At 43.1% G+C, this 23,649-nt stretch carries 18 protein-coding genes; 7 read left to right on the top strand and 11 right to left on the bottom strand.

Translation table 11 applies throughout. The features are described from left to right. Positions 1 to 142 precede the first annotated feature (142 nt). From L0660_RS23595 to L0660_RS23575, 5 genes are all read right to left on the bottom strand, one after another. Entirely contained in the window at positions 143 to 1,417 is a 1,275-nt protein-coding gene (locus L0660_RS23595; RefSeq protein WP_026631848.1) for a Glu/Leu/Phe/Val dehydrogenase, read from the bottom strand. Between the two features lie 293 nt (positions 1,418 to 1,710). Beyond that, positions 1,711 to 3,525, bottom strand: a complete 1,815-nt coding sequence (gene typA, locus L0660_RS23590) for a translational GTPase TypA (protein WP_026631849.1) — start codon at positions 3,523 to 3,525, stop codon at positions 1,711 to 1,713. 270 nt (positions 3,526 to 3,795) lie between these two features. After that, positions 3,796 to 4,179, bottom strand: coding sequence for a hypothetical protein (locus L0660_RS23585; RefSeq protein ID WP_235161589.1), 384 nt, complete (start codon positions 4,177 to 4,179; stop codon positions 3,796 to 3,798). A gap of 116 nt (positions 4,180 to 4,295) precedes the next feature. Next, a complete protein-coding gene (locus L0660_RS23580; RefSeq protein WP_235161588.1) occupies positions 4,296 to 5,393 on the bottom strand; it encodes a T9SS type A sorting domain-containing protein in 1,098 nt (365 codons plus the stop codon). A gap of 21 nt (positions 5,394 to 5,414) precedes the next feature. Then, a complete protein-coding gene (locus L0660_RS23575) occupies positions 5,415 to 7,583 on the bottom strand; it encodes a hypothetical protein (protein ID WP_235161587.1) in 2,169 nt (722 codons plus the stop codon). A 651-nt stretch (positions 7,584 to 8,234) separates the two neighbouring features. On the opposite strand from L0660_RS23575, the gene L0660_RS23570 reads away from it, so the two are divergent. The 5 genes from L0660_RS23570 (at position 8,235) to L0660_RS23550 (ending at position 15,946) form a co-directional block, all read left to right on the top strand. Beyond that, the gene (locus L0660_RS23570) at positions 8,235 to 11,720 is read left to right on the top strand and encodes a histidine kinase (protein ID WP_235161586.1); all 3,486 of its coding nucleotides are present in this window, start codon (positions 8,235 to 8,237) and stop codon (positions 11,718 to 11,720) included. Between the two features lie 524 nt (positions 11,721 to 12,244). Continuing rightward, on the top strand, positions 12,245 to 13,015 hold the full coding sequence (locus tag L0660_RS23565) for a hypothetical protein (RefSeq protein WP_235161585.1): 771 nt from the start codon (positions 12,245 to 12,247) through the stop codon (positions 13,013 to 13,015). 22 nt (positions 13,016 to 13,037) lie between these two features. Continuing rightward, positions 13,038 to 13,262 carry a DUF2158 domain-containing protein gene (locus L0660_RS23560; RefSeq protein ID WP_235161584.1) on the top strand — a complete coding sequence of 75 codons (225 nt, stop codon included), beginning with the start codon at positions 13,038 to 13,040 and terminating at the stop codon, positions 13,260 to 13,262. 219 nt (positions 13,263 to 13,481) lie between these two features. Further along, positions 13,482 to 15,074: a M28 family peptidase gene (locus tag L0660_RS23555; RefSeq protein WP_235161583.1), complete on the top strand. Its 1,593-nt coding sequence runs from the start codon at positions 13,482 to 13,484 to the stop codon at positions 15,072 to 15,074. Positions 15,075 to 15,085: 11 nt separating this feature from the next. Next, positions 15,086 to 15,946 carry a TraB/GumN family protein gene (locus L0660_RS23550; protein WP_235161582.1) on the top strand — a complete coding sequence of 287 codons (861 nt, stop codon included), beginning with the start codon at positions 15,086 to 15,088 and terminating at the stop codon, positions 15,944 to 15,946. A gap of 2 nt (positions 15,947 to 15,948) precedes the next feature. On the opposite strand, the gene L0660_RS23545 is transcribed toward L0660_RS23550, so the two are convergent. Next, positions 15,949 to 17,406, bottom strand: coding sequence for an NADH-quinone oxidoreductase subunit N (locus tag L0660_RS23545; RefSeq protein ID WP_235161581.1), 1,458 nt, complete (start codon positions 17,404 to 17,406; stop codon positions 15,949 to 15,951). A 102-nt stretch (positions 17,407 to 17,508) separates the two neighbouring features. Between L0660_RS23545 and L0660_RS23540 the strand changes: the two genes are divergently transcribed. Beyond that, complete coding sequence (locus tag L0660_RS23540) at positions 17,509 to 18,171, top strand: hypothetical protein (protein WP_235161580.1); 663 nt, start codon at positions 17,509 to 17,511, stop codon at positions 18,169 to 18,171. A gap of 82 nt (positions 18,172 to 18,253) precedes the next feature. Here the strand turns inward: L0660_RS23540 and L0660_RS23535 are convergent, their stop codons facing one another. The 5 genes from L0660_RS23535 to L0660_RS23515 all read right to left on the bottom strand — a co-directional run bounded on the left by L0660_RS23535 (position 18,254) and on the right by L0660_RS23515 (position 22,686). Beyond that, complete coding sequence (locus tag L0660_RS23535; RefSeq protein ID WP_235161579.1) at positions 18,254 to 18,754, bottom strand: hypothetical protein; 501 nt, start codon at positions 18,752 to 18,754, stop codon at positions 18,254 to 18,256. A 38-nt stretch (positions 18,755 to 18,792) separates the two neighbouring features. Next, positions 18,793 to 20,115: a signal recognition particle protein gene (ffh, locus tag L0660_RS23530; protein WP_026631861.1), complete on the bottom strand. Its 1,323-nt coding sequence runs from the start codon at positions 20,113 to 20,115 to the stop codon at positions 18,793 to 18,795. A 132-nt stretch (positions 20,116 to 20,247) separates the two neighbouring features. Further along, on the bottom strand, positions 20,248 to 20,577 hold the full coding sequence (locus L0660_RS23525; protein ID WP_026631862.1) for a DUF6787 family protein: 330 nt from the start codon (positions 20,575 to 20,577) through the stop codon (positions 20,248 to 20,250). 129 nt (positions 20,578 to 20,706) lie between these two features. After that, the gene (locus tag L0660_RS23520) at positions 20,707 to 21,855 is read right to left on the bottom strand and encodes a cytochrome-c peroxidase (RefSeq protein WP_235161578.1); all 1,149 of its coding nucleotides are present in this window, start codon (positions 21,853 to 21,855) and stop codon (positions 20,707 to 20,709) included. A gap of 15 nt (positions 21,856 to 21,870) precedes the next feature. Further along, positions 21,871 to 22,686, bottom strand: coding sequence for an MbnP family protein (locus L0660_RS23515; protein ID WP_235161577.1), 816 nt, complete (start codon positions 22,684 to 22,686; stop codon positions 21,871 to 21,873). A 270-nt stretch (positions 22,687 to 22,956) separates the two neighbouring features. Here L0660_RS23515 and L0660_RS23510 point away from each other — a divergent pair, with 270 nt between their 5' ends. Further along, on the top strand, positions 22,957 to 23,640 hold the full coding sequence (locus L0660_RS23510) for a MotA/TolQ/ExbB proton channel family protein (RefSeq protein WP_235161576.1): 684 nt from the start codon (positions 22,957 to 22,959) through the stop codon (positions 23,638 to 23,640). Positions 23,641 to 23,649 lie beyond the last annotated feature (9 nt).

Here is a 23,649-nt window from a genome sequence, read left to right as displayed (position 1 = left end):
GTTAACATTCTGTTTGCAAGAAAACTCTATTGCATAGGTGGGCTTGTGGTTTAATAATATTTCCTTAATGTTACCAAGCGGATTAAAATGCAAAAAGGCAGTTCTCTGTGAAGAAAACTGCCTTTTGTCAGATGGACTAAAATTAAAATCCTCCGCGGAATTTATAAGTGCTGCTCACTTTGTCAATGGCAACAATGTAGGCAGCGATCCGCAGCGACACTTTGTATTTCAATGACGTTTCGTACACCTTATCGAACGAATCCTGCATGATCCGGTCTGTCCGGCGGTTAATGCGTTCCAGCGTCCATTTATAACCGATGCGGTTTTGCACCCATTCGAAATAGGAAACCGTTACGCCGCCAGCATTGGCCAGAATGTCCGGCACAACCATGATTCCTTTTTCATTAATAATGTCGTCTGCTTTGAACGAAGTAGGGCCATTTGCACCCTCTACGATCATTTTCGCCTGAATTCCGGCGACATTTTTTCTTGTTATAACATCCTCTTTTGCAGCAGGCACGAGCACGTCAACGGGCAATGTCAGCAAATCGTCGCCGGGGATAGGCTCTGCTCCCGAAAAACCTTCCAGGGAGCCCTTATTTGCATCCCGATAGGCCACTGCTGCCGCGATGTCGATCCCTTTATCATTATAATAAGCACCGGAAATATCGCTGATCGCGTGGATCGCAACACCTCTTTCGCGTAAAAGTAAAGCGGCATGTGAACCCACATTACCAAAGCCCTGAACCACAGCTGTTGCGCGATAAGGGTTAATGCGCAGTTTCTCCATCCCGGCCAGTGCCGAAACCATTACGCCGCGTCCTGTCGCCTCTGTACGGCCCAGAGAGCCGCCCAGTACCAAAGGTTTGCCCGTAACTACGGCCGGGATCGTCATGCCTTTTGATTTGGAATATTCATCCATAAGCCATGCCATTTCTCGCGGGCCAGTTCCCATATCCGGCGCAGGAATATCCTGATCCGGCCCCAAAACGTCCAAAAGCGCAGTTGTATAAGCACGCATCAAACGTTCGATTTCTCCCGCTGACATTTCGCGCGGGTTACAAGCAACGCCTCCTTTGGCGCCACCATAAGGAATATCCACCACCGCACATTTCCAGGTCATCCACGCAGCCAGCGCACGCACTTCATCCAGGTTTACATCCGGATCAAAGCGGATGCCGCCTTTGCTGGGGCCGAGGATTGTCGAATGTATAACACGGTAACCTTCAAAGGTTTTAATTTGTCCTGAGTCCATCATAACAGGCAGTCCTACAATGACTTGCTTGCGTGGTACTTTCAAAATATGGTACATCTCCTCTGAGATTCCCAAAAGATCAACGGCCTTATCAAACCGCTGCATCATTGATTCCAATGGATTTTCTTTGTCCTTAATTGGAGCCGGTTCTATATATGACATTTTTAATTATTTAAAGTATTGATATTAAGTATGTTAATGAAAATTTTGTCTTAGTCAATACAAACATAATTGATTATATTTTATAAAAATAAAAAACCAATTAATCTTGAAATAGTATAAAAAATGCAAATAAGTAGAATGTTTTATGCGCAATGCGATCCTTAAAATTATGGCCTTGGTTTCTCGGATTATCCCAAATTTCCTGCAAGGGTTTCTCCGAAATCTGAATTCGTAAAAAATAAAAAAGGAGGCATAAAATTTATGCCTCCTTTCAGTATAATGCTAAATGGCTATTACGCCATTTCCATTTTTCCGGAATTACGTTTACGATCGTTTTCTTCCAGATATATTTTACGCATACGCATGCTCTGTGGCGTAACTTCCAGATATTCATCTTTCTGGATATATTCCATCGATTCTTCAAGAGAGAAGTTGATTTTTGGAGCGATCCTCAAACCATCATCTGTTCCTGATGCACGCATGTTTGTCAATTTCTTAGCTTCCTGTAAATTCACAACAATGTCATTCGGACGGTTGTGCTCGCCAATTACCTGGCCACCGTAGATTTCATCACCCGGCTCAACGAAGAAACGTCCGCGATCCTGCAATTTATCAATGGTATATCCTGTTGCAGGTCCTGTGTTTTTCGAAATAATAGAACCACTGATACGTCCTGGAATCGGTCCACGGAATGTTCCGAATTCTTTGAAACGGTGTGTCATAACCGCTTCACCTTGTGTTGCAGTCAAAACGTTAGAACGCAGTCCGATCAAACCTCTTGAAGGAATCTCGAATTCAAGGTGTTGCAAATCTCCTTTTGGTTCCATGATCAACAACTCACCTTTACGCTGTGTTGCCAATTCGATCACTTTTCCAGCAGTTGCTTCCGGCACGTCCACAACCAATGTTTCGATTGGTTCAAGGCGCTCGCCCTTTTCGTCTTCTTTAAAAAGAACCTGAGGCTGACCTAGTTGCAATTCATAACCTTCACGACGCATTGTTTCGATCAATACAGACAAGTGAAGGATACCACGTCCGAAAACAAGGAATTTATCTTCTGTATCAGTTGCTTCAACTCGCAATGCAAGGTTTTTCTCAGTTTCTTTCATCAGACGGTCACGAAGGTGACGTGATGTTACAAACTTACCTTCCTTACCGAAGAATGGAGAATTGTTGATGGTGAAGAGCATATTCATCGTAGGCTCATCCACAGCGATACGTGGAAGTGGTTCTGGATTTTCAGCATCAGCAAGTGTATCGCCAATTTCAAAATCTTCGATTCCAGTCACTGCGCAGATATCACCAGCCGTAACTTCGGAAACCTTCACACGACCCAGTCCTTCAAATATCTGCAATTCTTTAATTTTCACTTTTTTGAAAACGCCGTCAGCTTTGCAAAGCATCATGTTAGCGCCTTCTTTCAGCACACCACGTTTCACACGACCGATCGCGATACGGCCTACGAATGCGTTATAGTCAAGAGAAGTGATTTGCATTTGTGCATTTCCTTCGTCAATAACCGGTGCAGGGATTGATTCGATAATGGTATCCAGCAGGAATGTAATGTTATCCGTTGGTGTTTTCCAATCCGGGCCCATCCATCCTTGTTTCGAAGAACCGTAAACGGTAACGAAATCAAGCTGATCTTCGGTAGCGCCAAGGTTGAACATCAGGTCGAATACATTTTCCTGAACTTCTTCCGGGCGGCAGTTTTCTTTATCTACTTTATTTACAACCACGATTGGTTTCAAGCCAAGGCCGATTGCCTTGCCTAGTACGAAACGTGTTTGTGGCATAGGGCCTTCGAATGCATCAACAAGCAACAAAACGCCATCAGACATTTTAAGTACGCGTTCCACTTCACCACCAAAGTCTGCGTGACCTGGTGTATCAATTACATTGATTTTTACGTCTTTGTAACGCACCGATACGTTCTTAGAAGTGATGGTGATACCACGCTCCCTTTCAAGATCATTATTATCAAGGATTAGGTCATCAAACTCCTGGTTATCGCGAAATAACTTTGAAGCGTGAATGATTTTGTCAACCAATGTAGTTTTACCGTGGTCAACGTGCGCAATGATTGCGATGTTACGAATGGCTTGCATTGTTTTATAGATCAATTGTTTACGGTTGTCCTTTCGGCGGCTTAAAACCGGCAGTGAACCGTTTTGCTTTTAGTTTGACTGATTTTTTGTCAAATAGGGTGCAAATGTACGGACTTTTTCTGCTGAATAACAGTATTTTACAATTAATTTATTGTTACCAGCCGAAAAATGCGGTTTGTAATGAGAGAAGTGCAATAAAACAAGAAAAGAGACGCCGATATCAGCGCCTCCTTTTACTTCAACACACCTAATGAAACACCTGCATTAGTCTTATTTCCGTTTCAGAAATATCTTGTCAATCCCTTCAACATCCAGCACAATGGAGTCGCAGGTGTTGGTCAATGCTGAGAAAGAATAATTTTTGATTCCTTTATCCTTGAACTTTCCTGTGATTTTGAGAGAATCTCCTTTGACGGTCCAGGTTAACGGGGACTCGTTCTTATTGCCAAAGAGCAAACCACCTGTATCCTCAAACTGACCGTTTTCAGAAAATGTAAGACCGGCTTTAATTTTAGGTGTCAGTTCAAAGTTACCTGTCCAGGTCCCGATGATATTTTTTCCGAAAACTGGGGCAACACAAGGTTTCTCTTTATCCTTCTCACAGGATGACGTAGCAACAACGACCATGCAAAATATAAGGATTCGCTTCAACATGATAATCTAGTTTACAAGTGTGGTATCGCTAATCATTTTCGAGAACTTCATGAAAGGCCAGACTCGTTTCGTTATTATTAATCGAGTCTGACCAGTGTAAATATTAGTCTCCTTGACTAATTATTTACCACTATTTTATGAGTTGTTTCAGATCCGTTTGTATTAGTCAAACGCACCAGATAGACTCCATTCGACAAGTTTCTAATTTTTACATTTGGCGATGGCTTTCCAGTAGATTGGTAAACAGCTTTACCATTTGAGCCCAGGATCTCCACCTTCGTAATCTTGTTCCAATCTGCTGCTTTAATCGTAAGTTCTTCTGAGACAGGATTAGGGTACATGAAAGTCGCAACTCCTTCAAACTTTACAGTACGGATACGGCTGTAAGCGCTGGTCCCATCTTTATCTATCATATGCAGACGATACAGATTATCGCCCTCAAATGGGTCTGTATCAATAGCTGAATACTCAATTTTGGAACTGCTTTCTCCCTTTGCTTTTATACTTTGAATAGTGCGCCACTCCTTGCCATTCGAACTGCGCTGAACATCAAAGCGATCACTATTAGTCTCTGCTGTTGTGGCCCATGTCAAATTAACTGCTGAACCTTCCTTTTCTGAGTCAAATGAAGTAAGGTTAACCGGAAGGCTTTGATCGACTGGGAACGTTTGGAAAATTCTTCTAATCACAGAATCATTCAGATTAGCCCAGAATGAAGTATATGCGCCCTGCAATTCAGTGATGTCAAAAGGACGAACTGTAATTGTATTTGAAGCAGGCACTGCGCCGGAGAAATTTATTGTAACCGTTCCCAGCATGCATCCAGTCCCTGCTGGGATATCGCTTTGATCTTCATCTCGCAAAAGGTTAATGCTGAAGCTATTTTTATCCACTACGACATCACCTGGTGCTGGGAAAGACACTGCGCCTACGGAAGTGTAAGTGAAATTCCTTGCAATTGACGCAGTCGTAATGACAACGCCAGCGGGTACATTAATGTCCGCACGAACATTCATCCCCTGCCAATTGCTCTCATCCGGGTTTGCAGTGTTGTATCCCTGGCCTTGAAATGCCCATAAATCAAACTTGTAAGTTAAGCCATCAGGGGACAAGGAAGTATTTTGGAATTGAAGATTAATTGTTTGAGCCCTGAGCATGTTTGCAAAAAGGATTAGTGCAAACAGTAACGATGATCTTTTAAAAGTCAAATTCATATTATTATAGTTATAGGTTGTTTAATTAGCTATGTATTTAGTTATGCTTGAATAGTAGCCCGCCTTGAAATTGTTATTAAAAATTGTTACATCTGCACTATCCAACACGCCATCCATATTCAGGTCCGTCAGATGATAAGTCTTACTTAAACTTGCTTTAAAGGCGCTATTAAAGGATGGAACATCTCCCGAATCAACGAGAAGGTCAGAGTTTGCGTCTCCAGCAATCATACACCAAACTCCATTTTTCAAAATCATTTGTGGCTTGGGCACGACTTGGTAGGCTTTTGACAAGTCTGCAGAAAAGTCATAATTGATAGTTCCAGCATTGAAGGACACTATTCCAAGGCCCAACACACCAAGGTGATTCCTATGCTTGACAGCAATCCGAACACCTCCAAACTGCGGATTGAACTTCGGAGCAAAGCCATCTTTATCCACTACACTTCCATCCGGTCTAAGCAGAAGACTTTTAGATTCAAGAATTACGGCTGGATTTTGCATGCTACGAATCTCTACTTTTACCCAGTCGACAATTTTGTTTTCAGAAAGAGTGCTATTAATATCCGCAAACACTTCCCCTCCGCCGTAAGGATCCTGGGTAGGAAGCAACCCGTAAGTTGAAACGCTAGTTGGAAATTTCTGCAAATCATTCCTCATCGTTGCGACGCCGTTTTCCTGCGTTGTTGCACCTTGGAGGAAGACTTTTAGATTGAGATTAACTTTTGTGGGAGGGCAATTTGTGATTGTCACTGTAATGTTATTACCACCATCGTCTGCACTGTAGCAATCATTTGCAGCGTTATAGAAATATGCATAATAAGTGCCGGACACAGCAACTTTTGTTGGATCAACAACTTTGGTGCCGCTATGGTGTAAACCAGTAAACCAAACAAGTGTAGTTCCTTGTGGAGCGCCATTAAGGACGAAGCTGTTGAGATCGACCGTTTGCACGGGACAAGTGTTGCCAGTATTGTCCTTGCTTAGTATGACAGCATCATTTATTTGACCACAAGATTCACAGGAAGATATTGTCACATTCACCTTCGCAGTCGATAAATCCGTAGAAAAACACCCATTTACCAAGTCATACAAAAAAGCGTAGTACGTTCCCGAGGAAGTAATTGATTTTGGATCAAGCTCGGCACCCTGATGACTGGCATTGTTGAACCATTTAATGCCGATTGCCTGACTAACTGGCGTATTTGAGACCGACTCTAAACTGACGGTATTAGATGGGCAAGCGTTGGAGAGGATATTGCGTTTGAGTGAAACTTGGGTCGGGACATGTTTTACTTGTACACCAGCTGTGGAAGAATTTGTATTGTAACATTGGTTAACTTCACTGTAGTAAAATGCCATGTACTCGTTAGCAGCAACACCAGCGGCCTCTGAATTAGCATCGGTCAAATGAGAGGCATAACCTTTTGGGAAAGACGTCCCATACTGCCACACTAACTTGCCTCCCTCGGGAGTTGTGCTCGTGACTACTGAATTTAAGTTTACTTTTCCACAAGGAAACGGGGTGGTAAGAACTGTTTGTGATAACTGCACTTGGTTAGTTGGTAATATGCAATCAAGTGGAAAATCGATAATGTCAAAGTTTACATAACCTAAGTTATTATTGACACCTGAGGCACTGGTGCCTCCTGTTAAATGGAAGACTAATTCGGTAGCAGAGGCAGTAAAAGTGAAGGCTTCACTAATCCAGACATTGGTATTAGACCCAAAAGTGGTGGTGCGAGATCCAACCGTAGTTACAAATGGGAACTCACCTGTTGTAGTAATCGTCATGGTTGCAGACTTTCCATAACCCGAATTTGCGGTCCTCGATGATAGAACTTTATAGCGAATCGTATATGTTTTACCAGGTTGAAAACCGCTAATTATTTTTTGTACTTTCGACTGGCTTATAGTGCTATTCTCAAGAGTTAAAATGGTGTAGCTGTCTATAAAATCACCATATGGTATGGGGAGCTTTTGAGTCCCTAATTGTCCCTGCCATGACAATTGCGGTTCTCCCGCTAATGCAAATATGTTAGACAAAGAAGGGTTTCCAGTTATTATGTCATATCCGCCTGCACAAGAGGCGCAAACAGTTCCGCCTCTTGTACTTGGAAATTGTTGCGCATGCACACCTGCAATGCATGCAGTCAAAAATATTAGTGTGTAAAAAATTATTCGTTTCATAGTCATCCTGTTTAGTGTGTCAGGTTTGTGGCCTGGAAAAGTTTTTTCTTGTCATGTTGTCAATTAATAGGGAGGGAAATGTTAGGCGTTGTGATCTGTTTGACGCGGGGCCGTTCTTTTGGGGCGAGCGTCGGGAGTTGGATTGTTTTCATATGCTTATTGTCATATATGGAGTGATGGTTAAAGTGATAAAAATGTTAAGTCTGAATCCTGTGATTCGAATCGAGGCTTAAAATTGTGGGATGGAATTGGAGAATCTGAAATGCGTTGATTGTTGGGCGGGAATGGGTGAATTAACGGTAATTTTTACGCTTTTTGCTTCTTGGTCGGGCGTTAAGGGTTGATATTGTTTGAGTTATCTTGTAGGATTACATTTAAGTCGGTAGCAGCAATTACAAAGACAGTGAATTAGAATTATTCAATGTTTGGAATTTTGGTGAAGTGGCAATTTGAGCTGAAAAGAGCGATTTGCTGTGAGAACATGTCCTTTAAAGAACTTATCCTAACCGTTTAATAAACGGAAAATAGTTTTCCCGAGAAAAAAATGAACTTAGGTTTTATTCTGATTTAGGGACTGAAATGCTATATAAGATCTGCCTGTTTTTATGTCTTTTACCTGGGTTGGTCAGTGGCCAGTTCATCTTTCAAAATTTGCGTACGAATGATGGGTTGAGCAGCAAGGTGATCAGGAGCCTTTATAAGGATAGCGATGGGTTTCTTTGGATAGGGACGATAAAGGGATTGAATCGATTCGATGGGGCGGCCATAAGGCAATATGGAAATGAGAATGGGTTGAAAGATTTATATATCAATGCTATCCAGCTGCTGGGCCAGGATGAATTGATTATCGGAACAACACAGGGCATCAAGATCTTCAATCGGAAGGAAGGCGCATATGTAAGTGATCCGCGTTTTGAGCAATTGAGCTCAATAGATATCTATAATATTTATCTCGACGGCTTTTCCCGCCTATGGTTTTTGACGCAATCAGGAATTTATATATACATCAATGGGAACCTTGCAAAGCTGGAAAGTCAGGTGTCGGATGCGCGGATTCTGCAAAGTGTGAGATACGACCTTGCGACACTTGTCTGGGATCATGGCAGGGGCGGGTTTTGGATGAGTGGCCCGGAAACTTTTTTTATTGATCTCAGAAAGAAAACGATTTATCATAAATTAAATAACCCAAACAATGTACCCATTTTCGATGCAGCCGATGTTTTTGCGATTGGAGTTGATGCAGAATCCAACCTTTGGTATGGAAGCAACAAAACAAAATCCCTGAATTTTTGGAGTCATAAAACCAATAAGGTCATTTCGTATTCTGAGTTGGACGGCGAGCGAATTTATGAAGGATGCAATAGAATTTTCATAGATAAAAAAGGTCGTGTCTGGATTTCGACCTGGGCATTTGCAGCTTACGTAAAAGAATCCGGCGAGCCTATCAGGAAGATTCCGTATAGCCAAAACCGTAAGTATTCAATCGGGTATGGATTCTTCTGGGCGGCTATCGAAGACACGGAAGGAAATGTATGGCTCGGCACATTAAATGGGATCAGTAAAGTTCAGGCCAATGCTCCGGTTCAGGCGATTTACCAATTGCCTAGCTTCAAGTATTTTTTGCACACAGGTTTTGCCCATGCAAACTCAATAGTGGTTGACGGGAGTACGATAATGGCCGCCAAAGAGGATGGGATTGTCCGATTTAATATGAAAACCAGACATTATCAGCGGTATATCTCCAATAATGGTCCTGATCTGGTTAAAAACAAATTTTTTATGTCAGTTAAGTCAAAAGGAGTTTGGTGGTTTGCAGGCCTGGATGGAATACATTTTCTGCGACCTGGAAGCGAGAGGTTGGAACCATTGATTGCGGGTGGAGTCAAATTCAAAGCAAAGACCTCAAATTTTATTTTTGCTGATCCGGTCGGTAATATCTGGTTTCAAATCCTTGATGATGCCCTGTACAGATATAACCCTTCGAAAGAGGTCATCACGCGCTTCGACGGCAAAAGTGAGCGTTTTGGAGCGTTTCCGCTGGCCAACGCTTATAGTTTTCTGATACAGCGCAATGGGAACATTCTATTTGCCAATAAATACGGCATTTTGAAATTTGATACATATAAGCAGCAGTTTTTTGAAGTTTATTTTAATAAGACGTATGGTTTTATGGTTAACCAAATGGTTGAGGATGAGCTGGGAAACATCTGGATGGCGGTTTGGGGGAGAGGTGTTCTTAAACTAAATGAAAATTATAATGTTACCGACAGTTTAAACACAGGAAATGGGCTCCCCTATGACAATCTGAATAACATTGCCATTGACCATCTGAACAATATATGGGTTTCGGGCATTGAAGGGCTTCTTTTCTTTAATCCGGAATCAAAGGCGCTTACAAAGGTAGACGTGGATCTTGGGCAGAATCTTCAAGACTATTATAATGATTTGTTTGTGGCAAATAAAAGGATTTATGCTACAATGCTTGATCATGTTGTAGTCTTTGATCCATCCAAATTCGCCGCCTTGAAAGTGAGGGAGCCGCCGCATATAACGTCCGTGAAAATTTTTGGCAAGGAAAAAGAAGATTTCATGAGAAATCCACAATTAGACTTATCACACGATGAAGATTATCTCACATTTCAATTTGCGTCGCTGGTGCACCGCGATGTACCAACATTGCGATACAGTTATATGCTCGAAGGTTTCGATCAGACCTGGATCCATTCGGGTCGGTCCTTAGTAGCTTCTTATAAGAATCTGCCCTGGGGAAAGTATAGGTTTAAGGTAAGAAGCACGGATGAGCGGGGTATTTGGATGAGTATTTCAAAGACATTAGCCATTAACATTCAGCCTCCGTGGTGGCGTGAATCGTGGTTCCTTGGAGCAGTGGCAATCTTGTTTTGCGCGCTGATGGTCAACATATATAATGTATATCTGAAAAGAAAGCGGAAACGCATAATGGATGCGAGCATTGACTACTTCGCCAATGCTGTTTACCCTGAAAATTCTGTAAAAGAAATTTGCTGGGACATTGCCTACAATTGCGTATTGCATTTACATCTCCAAGACTGCGTGGTTTATCTGATGGATCATAAAAGGAATGTGCTTGTGCAGAAAGCCGCTTATACTTACAATAGCCCGAAAACGTCTGAACAGGACAGCCGAACGGAAATTCCGGTTGGCAAAGGCATCATTGGGACGGTTGCGAAAACAGGTAAGCACTTAGTAATAAGGAATACTTCCAGGGATCCAAGATATGTAGTGATCGAGCAAAGACGGTTTTCTGAGCTATCCGTTCCTATTCTGCATGATGGAAAAGTGATAGGTGTGGTGGATTCGGAGCATTATAAGAAGAATTATTTCAAAAGTGAGCATCTGAAAGCAATGTCAATTATTACATCTATATGTTCGGGCAAAATTGCGGAGGCAATTGCTCAGGCCGCAGCCAAAGAAAAGGAAATAGAGCTGCTCGAAATCAGTAAGGCACTTGCGGAGAGCCAGCTAATGGCTTTGCGCGCACAAATGAACCCGCATTTTGTTTTCAATTGCCTGAATAGCATTCAGGAATGCATAGTTTCTGAGAAATTTAAAGAGGCCAGCAAGTATCTGAACCTATTTGCGAAGCTATTCCGCAATCTGTTAAATAATTCCGGCAGAAGCTTGATAACGATTGACGAGGAGCGCGATATCCTGGAATTTTATCTCCAACTGGAAGAAATGCGGTTTTCAAACAGCTTTTCGTATGAAATCCGTTTCGATGAAGAGCTTGAAGATGAAGGAATTATGATTCCTTCCCTGCTGGTCCAGCCATATGTGGAAAATGCCCTTTGGCATGGGCTAATGCACTCCGAACTGGAACGGAAGCTGCTGGTGGAATTCAGAAAGATCAATGAAGATATCTTCGAATGCAGAATCGATGATAATGGAATTGGCAGAAAAAGATCCTTTGAATTAAGGGCCATCAACGAAAAAAACAGGTATCATGAGTCCAAAGGGCTTGGTATTTCCAGCGACCGTCTGTCTGTGCTTAACAGGCAGGGACATCATGCAGAGGTCGAGTTTGTTGATAAGGTGCACGATAATGGCGACGCGGCAGGAACATTGGTGATCGTGAGGCTGTCCACTTACCTGAGATAGAGAAAGGCGTACGGATTCTTAATTTATTCATTTAATACACGCACAGTGATGGGGTTTGGGATTTACTTTTTTACTTTTTCAGCACTTCTGTATGTCTATTCAAATTTTTATGCAAGATGTAAACGGAACAGGGGAAGGCATATAAAGCGCTTTGGGATAGAGACAGAAGCTATTATACTTTTTATTGACATACCCGAAAAACCTCAATCAAGACAAGCTGCGAAAGTACAGGTTCAGATAGAGCCGGTCCAAGGCAGAAATTTTGTAGCAACATTGACCGATGTTCCCCGCACGCTAGTGAATTCTTTTAAAATTGGGGATAAAGTACGGGTCAAATATCTTGCTAAGAACCAAAAAGAAGTGGCTTTCGTGAAGTTGACCAATCTGAATTGAGACCACATATCACCGATAAATAATTCAACCATTGCCGTTAGTTCAATGGAGCGTTAAGGAGTGATGGAACATATGGGGCGCTGATATATTATTGCGGTTGAAACATGATTTCAACATCAAAACATCAGCTTATGAAGCGCATTTCTCTTCAACTCTCAACGCTGCTCGCAGCACTTTTTCTTTTCGCCTTTTCCTGTCAGGATCACTACGTGCCGGAGGAGCCAGCTGAGGCTCCCGTTGTTCAAACATTAGCGCTTACTGTCGAAAATCAAAACACAAACTTGTATCGCTATAAACTTAATGTAGAAAAGGTAGGGAATATTCAGATTACAGGGTATGGCGTCGTTTTTTCCGCAGACTTTAATAGCAATGCTCCTTTTACAAAAACGCCGACAATTGCAGACAATAAAATTGTATTTCCTATGCCCGTTAGTAGCGGAGAAAAATTCAAGGTCGATGCTGCACCGCCAGTTGGTTTCAAAATTATGTATTATAGAGCTTATGTAACTTACGGAGTTAACTCTGTGGTTTATGGTGATGTAATGGAATTTGCGCCCATTCCTTTGAAAGAAGCTAAAATTGAGACAAGAGAGTACTTTAAGAATGGAGCTCAAACCGAATACCGAGTGTTTTTTGAAGATTTGGGTGATATCAGAATTATCGAGTACGGAATATTGCTCAACTTTAAGGAGTCAGCAGATGATCAAGATTTCAGCGTGGATCCTAAAATTGACGCCTATGATAAAAAATTCCCATTTTCTGCCCTGCTAACAACGAAAGGATTGAAGTCGCTTTTTGTGAATGATCCCGAATCGTTAAATTATAATCAGCGTTTCTACCGCGCTTATGCGATACTTGAAAATGGTTCGGTGGTATATGGCTACGTGATGGGCTTGGACTGACAACTAAATTTTTTAACTCACAATGCAACAACAAGAAGAAATTCAAATAGGAGATGTGGTTTGGTTGAAATCGGGGAGTCCGGCTATGGTGGTGGATGGGTTTCACCAGACTTCGAAAAATTTTTATCGATGCTTTTGGTTTAACGAGGAAGCTAATGCAGTTTCGGAATATTTTAATCAGTTGAGCCTAACGACGACAAAGACTGAGCTGCAATTAGTCATCAAGGATAAGCCCAAAGAGCAATAATAAGTAGCGTGATTCTGTGAGAAGAAGTCCCGGACTACCCGACTTTACAAAGAAAGTAAGTCGGAGAGAGTTCGGGGCTTTTTTGTGTTTGAATGTTTTGGAGGATATGCTCATGTGTTGTGGCGTCGCAAGTAATCTGCGATGTGTCTGGTTTGATGAAATTTTGCATTGGCCGGGGCGTTTAGTTTCTTTGTGAGAATTGACTTTTTAACGCTTTATATGAATAAGAATTTGCTGGCAGGAATGCTCCTGTCCATATCAACCCTCACTTTTGCGCAGGATGATGCTGCGAAATATGCAGAGAGCATTACGCCCGATGACTTGAAAAAACATTTGGTAATCATTGCCTCGGACAGTCTTGAAGGACGGGATACGGGTTCGCCAGGCCAAAAAAAGGCCGCAGAATACGTTTCAAGCTACTACAAACAGTATGGTTTGACGCCGGCTGCCACAGCTGCGGACGGCTCGAAAAGTTATTTGCAAAAATATAATCTCCATAAAAGAAGCTGGGGTGAGGTTTATGTAAAAGCGGGCAGTAAAAAATATGAGTTTAATAAAGAATTCTATCTCAATGGAATTCTGAATGTGCCGCAGGAAACAAGCTCTGAGGTAATCTTAGTAGGCTATGGCATTGATGATCCGGCTTACACCGACTATAATAACCTGGATATTAAAGGTAAGGCTGTCGTTGTTTTTGAAGGTGAGCCGAAAAGTGCAGATGGGAAATACCTGGTTAGCGGCACGGGTGAGAAAACGAAGTGGAGCGGACCTGTTTCCTGGCAGGCCAAGGCAAGGGTTGCCTTGGACAGAGGGGCAACATATGTGTTCATCGTTACTGATAAAACGGGCGACGATCTGGACAAGGAAATCCGTCAGCGGGCGGTTATGGCGAGGCGTTTTAGCGCTCCTACATTAAAACCTGTGGTAGAAGCGCCAAACAGCCTGGCTGCCTTTGCAGTTCCGGCGAGCATTGCTGCGCAGATTCTGAACACGTCTACCAGCAAACTTCTGAAAGAAAAAGCTTCGATCGATAAATCTGGTAAGCCGCTTTCAAAACAAATGTCAGGCAATGTAGCAGTGAAAGCCGAGCGCGTGAGCGAGACGATTGAAACCGAGAATGTTGCTGCCTTTATGGAGGGATCTGACAAAAAAGACGAAGTCCTGGTCATTAGCGCACATTTGGATCATATCGGGATCTCTGATAATGGGGAAATTAACAACGGAGCAGATGACGACGGATCGGGAACAGTTTCGTTGCTCGAACTTGCGGAGGCATTCAGCAAAGCGAAAGCAGAGGGTAAGGGACCGCGCAGGAGCATATTGTTCCTGAATGTTACAGGTGAGGAAAAAGGGCTTTTCGGTTCGGAATATTATTCTGAAAACCCGCTATTCCCGCTTAAAAATACGATTGCTGATTTGAACATTGACATGATCGGTCGTGTGGATAAGGCGCATGAGAATGATCATAAATACGTTTACCTGATCGGTTCTGACAAGCTTTCTTCCAAGTTACACGCGATCAGTGAAGAAGCGAATAAGAAGTACATCAATTACAATCTGGATTATACATTCAATGATCCGAAAGATCCAAACCGATTCTATTACCGCTCAGACCATTATAATTTTGCTAAAATGGGCGTTCCGGTTATTTTTTATTTTACCGGGGTCCATGAAGATTATCACAAGCCAGGCGATGATATCGAAAAAATCCTTTTCGACAAACAGGCACCCATCGTGAAACTGGTTTTTCATACGGCATGGGAGCTGGTTAACAGGGAAGAACGCATTGAGGTTGATAGCAATAAGGAATAATTAGCCAAGCCATGAAAAGATCGCTTTTGAGTATTTTTCTGTTCGCTACCAGCTTGTTTGCCAGCGCACAGGCGCCAACAGAAAATTCCCTTCTTTGGGAAATCACATCGCCCGGACAGGCAAAGCCTTCCTATTTGTTTGGAACGATCCATTTGATATGTCCGGCCGATTTCTCATTAAGTGACTCATTAAAAGCGACATTAGCCAGAACACAACAGGTTGCCCTGGAAATTGACATGGACGATCCCGGCATGATGGCGAGCATGATGAAATCGATGAACATGACCGATGGTAACGAGTTGAAGAAACTGGTTACCGAGCAGGAATATGCAAGACTGGCGAAGTTTTACAAAGATTCAGTTGGCGTGGGGATTGCAATGTTCGAGAAAGCTAAACCATTTATATTAATGGGGCCGCTTTTCAATGCAGTCCTCGCGTGCCAGCCTCAGTCGTACGAAATGTCATTGGTGGAGTTGGCAGCCAAGCAGAAATCCGAGGTCATCGGGATTGAGACGCTGGATGAACAAATGGCAATTTTTGATACAATCCCTTACAAAGAACAGGTGAAGACGATCATCAGCATGATAGACAGTCTTCCGCAGGCGCGTAAAGAGTTCAGTAATTTGGTCGCATTATACAAGTCTCAGAAAATCAACGACCTGTATAATCTCATGATGGCCAGTAATTATGGGATGGATGGGAATGAAGAAGTAATGCTGTTTTCGAGAAACCTGAAATGGGTGCCTAGAATCCGTAAAATCGCAGCCGAAAAGCCAACTTTTTTTGCAGTAGGCGCCGGTCACCTGGGTGGTGATCGCGGCATTATTTCGTTATTACGGAAGGACGGATTTAAAGTCCGGGCGATAAATTAACCCTAAAAGGCAGATATCCATCTGGTAAGCAGGCCGGGATTGAAAAATAGCAGGAGGATCGTAACGACAAGAAGTCCTGCAATGAATTTGCCGGTTATACTTTGGTTTGCAGGAGCTTTTTTCTGCGCCAATGCTTTAAAGAACAATAAATACGGGATTCGCAGATAGTAAGCGAGGGATATCGCTGCATTAAGGATTCCTCCGATCAGCAGCCACAGCATCCAGGGGAAATGTTGCTGATGATAACTTTCCCAAAGCGCGGAAAATACAAGCAACTTCGAAGTAAATCCGGCAGTTGGCGGTAATCCTGCCAAGGCAATCATGGCGATCGTCAGAATGCTGGAAATCCACATATTTCTTCGTCCTAAGCCTTCAAAGCACGTAAGATTTGTGTTTGACACGGGTTGCAAAAGATCAATCAAAAAGAAAACTGCAAGATTGATAATCAGGTAAGCGGCCGTATAAAAAACGGCTGACTCAAACCCAAACCGGCTGTAAGCGGCTATTCCGACTAGTAAGTAACCTGCCTGAGCAATAGAGGAATAGGCTAGTAATCGTCTTGCATTGGTTTGCAGCAGTGCTGCTACATTGCCAATGGTCATGCTTATCAATGCGATCCCGCCCAAAACCGGGAAATATTGAGCCGGTAATATTCCGGCAAGACGCATAAGTACAAGCACCACGGCAGCCTTCGGTGCGACAGACAAAAATGAAACAAGCGGAGTAGGAGCAGCTTCGTAAACATCAGGTGTCCAGACATGAAACGGCACCAATGAAAGCTTAAAAAGGAGTCCGGCGAGTGTCAGTACAATGGTTACCGTTATCACCAGGGGAGAATTATTCATCAATCCCGCGGTCATAGCTTCGCTGGTAATGTCCATGGTTCCGGTGATACCATAAATGAGCGATATCCCGTAAAGCATTACTGCTGAGCTTGCTGCACCAAAAAGCAAATATTTAATCCCTCCTTCCGCCGCTTTCTTGTACGGCGACATGGCAACCAGCAGATAGGAGCTAACGGAAATCAGTTCCAATGAAAGGTATATAGTCAGCAAATGTGTCGACATTGTCAGCAGATTCATGCCGGCAACGGCTGCAATGAGCAATGCATTAAACTCTGGCGGGAAGTCGTATTTTAATACACGGACGTGGATTAGGGTGAAAATCCAGGCAAGCGTAATCATGATTTTGAAAAAAACAGCCTGTCGGTCGAGGAATAATAGGGGTTGAAAACGAAAGGAAGGTTCGGTATTCCACTGGCCCAAAATCAGTAAAAGTGTAATAATACTGCCTGCAAGGGCTATATTTTGCAGGTAAGAAGCGATTTTCTCTTTTTTAAGCCAACGCAAAAACACAAGTTCCGCAAACAGGAAAAAGCAAAAGAGCAGTGCCAGAAAAATCTCAGGAGTGATTCCTGCCAGGCTTCGGCGTATATGTATAAGCTGTTCGTTAATATCCAATTTGAGCGGGTACAATTTTTTTGGCAAAAGTACAGAAAGATGCCAGCAATCTAAATTCTGGCATGTTCAGACTTCGAACTTATCAAATTAACCAACTTTATCATGAAATATGTACTAAGATTTTTTTTGCTCTCCTCTTTTCTTTGGACGAATGCTGCCGTAGCACAGGATTCCACAGGATTATCGGGAACACCTTATCAGGAAACCGCTGCTGATGGAGAGAATTCACCATATCTGTTTAAAGAATGGTACTCCGGAACGGTCCGCACGAGCGACGACCGGGTGCACGATGGGGTAAAAATCCGGTATGATCTCAAAAAAGATGAAGTAGAATATAAGGCTGATTCCGGGTTATTCCGGGTGTCGTCCGGCGTAAAGGAGTTCACAATCCCGACAGGCACTGATCTTTACATTTTCAAGAATGGCTATCCTGCCGTTGGAGAACAGACAGACAAAAGCTTTTACCGGGTTCTTTATGATGGCAATACGAAGCTGTTAAAAAAATATGTTAAGCCTATTAAAGTGGAGAAAGCAAGCGCTACGCGAACATTGGAACCGAATGCTAAGCTGTATATCCTGAAAAATGACAAGCTTAATCCTGTGCAGCTCAACAACAGAAACAGCTTTTTGAAACTGCTTAGCGAAGAAAAAAACAAAATGAACTACATCATTCGGGAGTCACAGCTGGACTTTGCAGCAGAGGATGATTTAATCACTTTGCTTGAAGAGTTTGACTCTTACAAAGCAGGGCGCGGCGGAAACTAGTGCCGCATTAAGACGTTAAAAAAAGCCGGAATCGATATTTTTAAGTATCAGTTCCGGCTTTTTATTAGTATACAGATAATTTTTATGGCACTAACGGCGCTTCGGGAGCCACTTCTTCTTTTTTTCGTTTACCAAAAACATAAACCAGTCCGAAATGACTTTTCAAAACACCGCTGTCAAATTTATCTTTAACATAAGGATTTAATTCCAATGCAACCTGGAACCGTCTGTTCTGCTTCAACGGCGAAATGCGGACACCTACATTTAAAGAGTAACCGTCAATTGTGATCAGATCTGCGTCGGCATCGGCAATTCGGTAAAGCGGGTTTAATCTTAATCCTCCACCCAGATACCATTGCACCACTTCGCCTCTTTTCAGATTGATCATTGGAAGCAAATCCACACTCAGACTGCTGAACAGCGAGTTGGTTTGAAATCTTGTATCCAGCCAGATTGCCTTTTTTGAATTGGTGCTGATGGTCAGCAAGCTGCTCCATGGATAATAACCCACCGAAGCCTGCGCCCGAAGTTTTTGCTGATTAAGAAATAAAATCAACGTGAGTACAAAAAGAATGCGTTTCATGAACGAGGGATGAGTAAGTGGCACTTGCAATGTTGAGACTAGCGGCGCAGTGCCTTGCCCAGCTTGCCAGCCGCTTGCATGGTGTTCATTTTCTTCATCATCTTGCGCATTTCATCAAATTGCTTGATCAGGTTGTTAACCTGCAAAATGGATGTTCCGCTTCCGGCTGCAATGCGTTTTTTGCGGCTGCCGTCGATCATATCGGGGTTTTCACGCTCCTTTTTGGTCATCGACTGAATGATCGCTTCAATAGGCTTAAAGGACTCATTATCAATGTCCATGTCTTTCATGGCATTGCCCATCCCGGGAATCATGCCGATCAGATCTTTGACATTACCCATCTTTTTGATCTGCTGCAACTGACCTAAAAAGTCGTCAAAATCAAACTTGTTCTGACGCATTTTGGCATTGATGCGTTTGGCTTCGTCTTCGTCAAAAGCCTGCTGCGCACGCTCTACAAGCGAAATAACGTCACCCATGCCCAGGATCCTGCTCGCCATACGATCGGGGTAAAAGGAGTCAAGTGCCTCCATTTTTTCACCCGTACTGATATATTTGATAGGCTTGTCAACGATCTGACGAATCGAAAGGGCCGCTCCACCACGCGCGTCACCGTCTAATTTGGTCAGCACGACACCGTCAAAATTGAGGCGTTCGTTGAAGGTTTTGGCCGTGTTGACCGCATCTTGTCCTGTCATGGAATCCACAACAAACAGGATTTCAGATGGCTTAACGGCAGATTTAATGTCCTCAACCTCCTGCATCATGACCTCATCCACAGCCAGACGCCCGGCTGTATCGACAATCACAATTTTCTTTCCTATTTTTCTTGCATGCGCCACTGCATTACGCGCAATGTCAACTGCATTTTTATTGTCAGGCTCTGAATAAACTTCCACACCAACCTGCTCTCCAAGCACTTTCAACTGCTCAATCGCAGCCGGACGATACACGTCGCAGGCTGTAAGCAGAACCTGACGACCTTGCTTTTTGAGCAATGTGGCCAGTTTTCCGGAGAAAGTCGTCTTACCCGAACCTTGCAAACCGGCAATCAGGATAACCGCGGGGTCGCCCTTGATATTGATTCCTTCTGCCTGGCCGCCCATGAGCTCGGTAAGCTCTTCCTGAACGATTTTGACAAACATTTGGCCGGGTTCAACAGAGATTAATATCTTTCTGTCGAGTGCTTTTTCACGAATCCGGTCTGTAATTTCCTTGGCAACTTTAAAGTTAACGTCGGCATCGACCAATGCTTTGCGGACTTCCTTTGTGGTTGCGGCAACATTTATATCTGATATCCTGTCCTTTCCTTTTAGTGTGCGAAAGGCGTTATTTAGCTTGTCCTGTAAGTTTTCAAACATGGAATGATATGTATGATTCTAAACCTTAATTGAAATAAAACACAAAGGTATAAATAAAATAAGGAGTACAGGAAGGTTAATTCCGGCACTCCTCGAATATTTGGTGCGAAGCCTAAGCTGCTGAAATGACTGTTATTTGCTGAATTTTGCTTTGATCCAACGGAACATTTTCTTTTCTTTTTCCCAAAAAAACGAAAACTGGCCCAACAGAAAGCCGTACATCAGTAAAAGCGTCTGATAAGTTGGAAAAATAAAAAGAATGTAAGTAATCGTTTTAAGCCACATCGGGGTCAGCTCGTCGTAACCCAGCAGGAAGAAAAGCCCTTTTCTAAGCCAAACTACGGAAGAGCCTGCTAAGCTAAAAACTGCTAAAACCAAAAGAACTTGTCTGGTTGTCTCCAATCCCCACTTTTCCTGCATTTTTCCCAACCAGGGTTGTGCGCTTTTTTCTCCGCCTTGCATATTTATTGAATTAAATTTTTACAAAGTAACAACCCATCGGGCAATTTTCCTCTATTTTAATGGATGTTTAATCCTGGTTAAAGACATGATCAGGATCATTTTTACTGTTAAAAAAAATCGCAATCATAATCACAGAGACGTTCCTATGCCCGGGTCTGAAAAGCGCTTGTCGTTGATAAATTGCTCATCATTTAATGTCTTCAAAAAAGCAATGATTGCTTGCTTATCCGTTGCAGAAAGCTTAATTCCCCGTTTTTGTCCCGCAACCTGCAACACCGGATCGAGCGACGGCGAGACGTAAATGCTGTCCTTACTGCTGCTCTGATCATTGGCATAATGATCCAAAACCGCTTCCAGAGTTGTGAAACGCCCGTCATGCATGTAAGGCGCAGTCAGGCCCACATTGCGAAGGCTCGGAACCTTGAATTTTAACCTGTCGGCTTCGTTTAATGTGATTGCGTATCTTCCCTGATCATTGATTTTAGCAGGAATCAAACCATTATTTCTGAAACTGTGGTCTGTAAAAAGCTCACTGCTGTGGCAGGAAGCGCAATTTTGTTTGAAAAGGGTCATTCCCTGCTTTTCCAATGCCGTTAAAGCGGACGCATCGCCCTGTAAAAAATAATCGTAACGGGAAGTGGCAGAAACCAGGGTCATCATAAACTGCGATAATGCTTTCATCATCCGGTCCGCATTGATTTCATTTGTTCCAAATGCTGCTTCAAACATTTTGGGATAATCAACCTGCTTCGTAGCCCCTGCCACCGGCGTTTTGCGGAGCTTTTCAATGACATTTCCCACGCGCTCACCCATTTCTACTTTATTCTGGATCGGAACGGGTGGAACCAGATCCATATCATGCACGCCTCCATCCCAGAAGAATGTCGGGCTAAAAGCCATATTCTGAATGGAGGGCGAGTTGCGGGTGCCCAATAAATCGTCGACGCCGTGGCTCAGATCGTGTCCGTGATGGGTGAATGCGGCTTGTTGCTGATGACAGGTTCCGCAGCCAATGTTATCTGTCCGGGACAGAATGCCGTCGTAAAAAAGGAATCGTCCCAGTTCAACACCTTCGGGGGTTAATGGGTTTTTGGACAGATCATAAACGGGGTCAGGAAAATAAGCAGGTTTTTTCCATTCAAAAGGCAGCGGATCAGTGGGTGGCGGATCAGTAATGACAGGAGGCTTTGGATCAGGCGTTTCTGACGCTTTATCACAGGAAACCATTCCCTGAAATAAGAGTAAAAGCACACCAAAAAGCAAAACCGCTTTTTTCATATTAACCCAACTTCCTTATTTATTAATGATCTGGCCGAGACTGAACATAGTCGCGTAATTATCTGCAATATTTTTTGAAAAAGGAATAAACATTACGCTGCCGTTTTCCTTAATGCGCACTTTGGTGGGGCCGTTGAAGACTTTAAGTATATCTGCTTTCAGGTTAATCTGCGTTGCTGCATTTTCTGAAAGAGCCGCCCGCTGATCGCCAAAATCTATTTTCGCCACCCGAATGTTGTTCAATGTCTTTGTGGTAAGCCCGCCGAACCCGCCGATATGATAGTAAAATTTGCCGTTCGACGATGTTGCAGAATCCGAACTGCCTTCCAGTTTCAGGAAAATATAACCCGGATTCCAATCCCAATACATTGCTTCCTGGTTGGTAGGGCCCGAATCTTTGTCCAGGATCCCTTTGCGTTTTGAAATATCGGACACACTTCTCAGGCTGTCAATCCCTATGACGAATTCGATGCCCGTATAGTTGCGTGCCGGGACATTATTAATAGTAATTTCCTGAGAATCAACATTGCCTTCGCGAATCAGGAAGTAACTGGAATCCTGAGGAACAGTGTAATTGTTGCCGCCCGCGGCGATAAACTTAATGTTGGATACGTAATAATTGAGCGCGCTAACCGTAAATTCCTCCCCGGCAGCATTAACATACGTCTCTGAATTGAATTTCAAATCTTTGGAGCCAACCACATTATCGAATTTCACGCTGATACTGCCCTTCGGAAGTGGAACGGGGTCGTCTGTACAGGAAGAAATAAGGGAAGCACTGAAAATAACTGCCGTAACAGACAGCAACAGATATGAAAATGTCCTTTTCATGCCGTTCAGGTTAGAGAGAATGAGAGTCTATATCATCTACTAAACAGAAAAACGGTCGGATTTATGCGAAATCAGCTCATCGGACGGTGAAAAATATTCTTTATTGACAGAATCCTGCCGGGATTGGTTTTCCGTGGAATCGCGAAGAGTAATTTTCCTATATTTGCCCTTTAAACAATAAGGGGGCACTAAGGCCGTTTATGTTCAAAGCTGTTTTTTGACCGGATTGACCTCTTTTTCATTAGCTTAACATTCACTTTTATAACCAATATGATGCTTCTACAAGCACTTGCTGATTCTACTTTGGCCGCACCCGTTGCCACAGAGGGGCTTTCTATTATTGATCTTCTTGCAAAAGGAGGCTGGGTCATGTTTCCACTCGGACTACTTTTCCTGGCGACGCTTTTTCTTATTATAGAGCGTTTTCTTGGCATTGGAGCCAATGGAAAGATTGATCCGGGCGTGATTGACAACGTAAAAGACTTTATTCAGCAAGGAAACCTGAAATCAGCCGAATCGCTTTGCCGCAATCAGCGCAATGCTTCCGGACGGATTCTGGAAAGAGCCATCGGCCGCATTGGTTACCCTATTAAGGACATTGAAACGACGATTGAAAATGCAAGCCAGATCGAGATTCAGAGAATGGAGGGAAATCTTCCTTATCTGGGTGTTATCGCGGGTATCGCACCTATGCTCGGTTTCGTCGGAACGATTTCAGGGATTATCCGGATTTTCTACGATATTTCTATTTCTAACGACTTCAATATCAGCACCATTGCCGGTGGTATGTATGAAAAAATGATTACTTCCGGTTCCGGTCTGATCATTGGTTTGATCGCCTATGCAGGTTATCACTTGCTGAATATGAAAATTGACCGTTTTGCTTTGCGTTTGCAAATGGCCGCTTCCGATTTCCTTGACGTTTTGCAGAAGCCTGTTGCTGCAAAGAACTAATATCATTTC

The organism is Dyadobacter sp. CY351, from assembly GCF_021502625.1.
GTDB lineage: Bacteria > Bacteroidota > Bacteroidia > Cytophagales > Spirosomataceae > Dyadobacter > Dyadobacter chenhuakuii.
Note: the sequence above shows the minus strand (reverse complement) of the source record. Positions and strands in the feature narration are given on the sequence as shown.

What these genes read in the sequence shown, in the direction of transcription:
- L0660_RS23580 (WP_235161588.1), bottom strand. Translation starts at nt 5,393, where the DNA reads ATGAATTTGACTTTTAAAAGATCATCGTTACTGTTTGCACTAATCCTT.
- typA (WP_026631849.1), bottom strand. Translation starts at nt 3,525, where the DNA reads ATGCAAGCCATTCGTAACATCGCAATCATTGCGCACGTTGACCACGGT.
- L0660_RS23535 (WP_235161579.1), bottom strand. Translation starts at nt 18,754, where the DNA reads ATGAAACGCATTCTTTTTGTACTCACGTTGATTTTATTTCTTAATCAG.
- L0660_RS23510 (WP_235161576.1), top strand. Translation starts at nt 22,957, where the DNA reads ATGATGCTTCTACAAGCACTTGCTGATTCTACTTTGGCCGCACCCGTT.
- ffh (WP_026631861.1), bottom strand. Translation starts at nt 20,115, where the DNA reads ATGTTTGAAAACTTACAGGACAAGCTAAATAACGCCTTTCGCACACTA.
- L0660_RS23555 (WP_235161583.1), top strand. Translation starts at nt 13,482, where the DNA reads ATGAATAAGAATTTGCTGGCAGGAATGCTCCTGTCCATATCAACCCTC.
- L0660_RS23525 (WP_026631862.1), bottom strand. Translation starts at nt 20,577, where the DNA reads ATGCAAGGCGGAGAAAAAAGCGCACAACCCTGGTTGGGAAAAATGCAG.
- L0660_RS23595 (WP_026631848.1), bottom strand. Translation starts at nt 1,417, where the DNA reads ATGTCATATATAGAACCGGCTCCAATTAAGGACAAAGAAAATCCATTG.
- L0660_RS23550 (WP_235161582.1), top strand. Translation starts at nt 15,086, where the DNA reads ATGAAAAGATCGCTTTTGAGTATTTTTCTGTTCGCTACCAGCTTGTTT.
- L0660_RS23560 (WP_235161584.1), top strand. Translation starts at nt 13,038, where the DNA reads ATGCAACAACAAGAAGAAATTCAAATAGGAGATGTGGTTTGGTTGAAA.
- L0660_RS23515 (WP_235161577.1), bottom strand. Translation starts at nt 22,686, where the DNA reads ATGAAAAGGACATTTTCATATCTGTTGCTGTCTGTTACGGCAGTTATT.
- L0660_RS23520 (WP_235161578.1), bottom strand. Translation starts at nt 21,855, where the DNA reads ATGAAAAAAGCGGTTTTGCTTTTTGGTGTGCTTTTACTCTTATTTCAG.
- L0660_RS23565 (WP_235161585.1), top strand. Translation starts at nt 12,245, where the DNA reads ATGAAGCGCATTTCTCTTCAACTCTCAACGCTGCTCGCAGCACTTTTT.
- L0660_RS23540 (WP_235161580.1), top strand. Translation starts at nt 17,509, where the DNA reads ATGAAATATGTACTAAGATTTTTTTTGCTCTCCTCTTTTCTTTGGACG.
- L0660_RS23575 (WP_235161587.1), bottom strand. Translation starts at nt 7,583, where the DNA reads ATGAAACGAATAATTTTTTACACACTAATATTTTTGACTGCATGCATT.
- L0660_RS23585 (WP_235161589.1), bottom strand. Translation starts at nt 4,179, where the DNA reads ATGTTGAAGCGAATCCTTATATTTTGCATGGTCGTTGTTGCTACGTCA.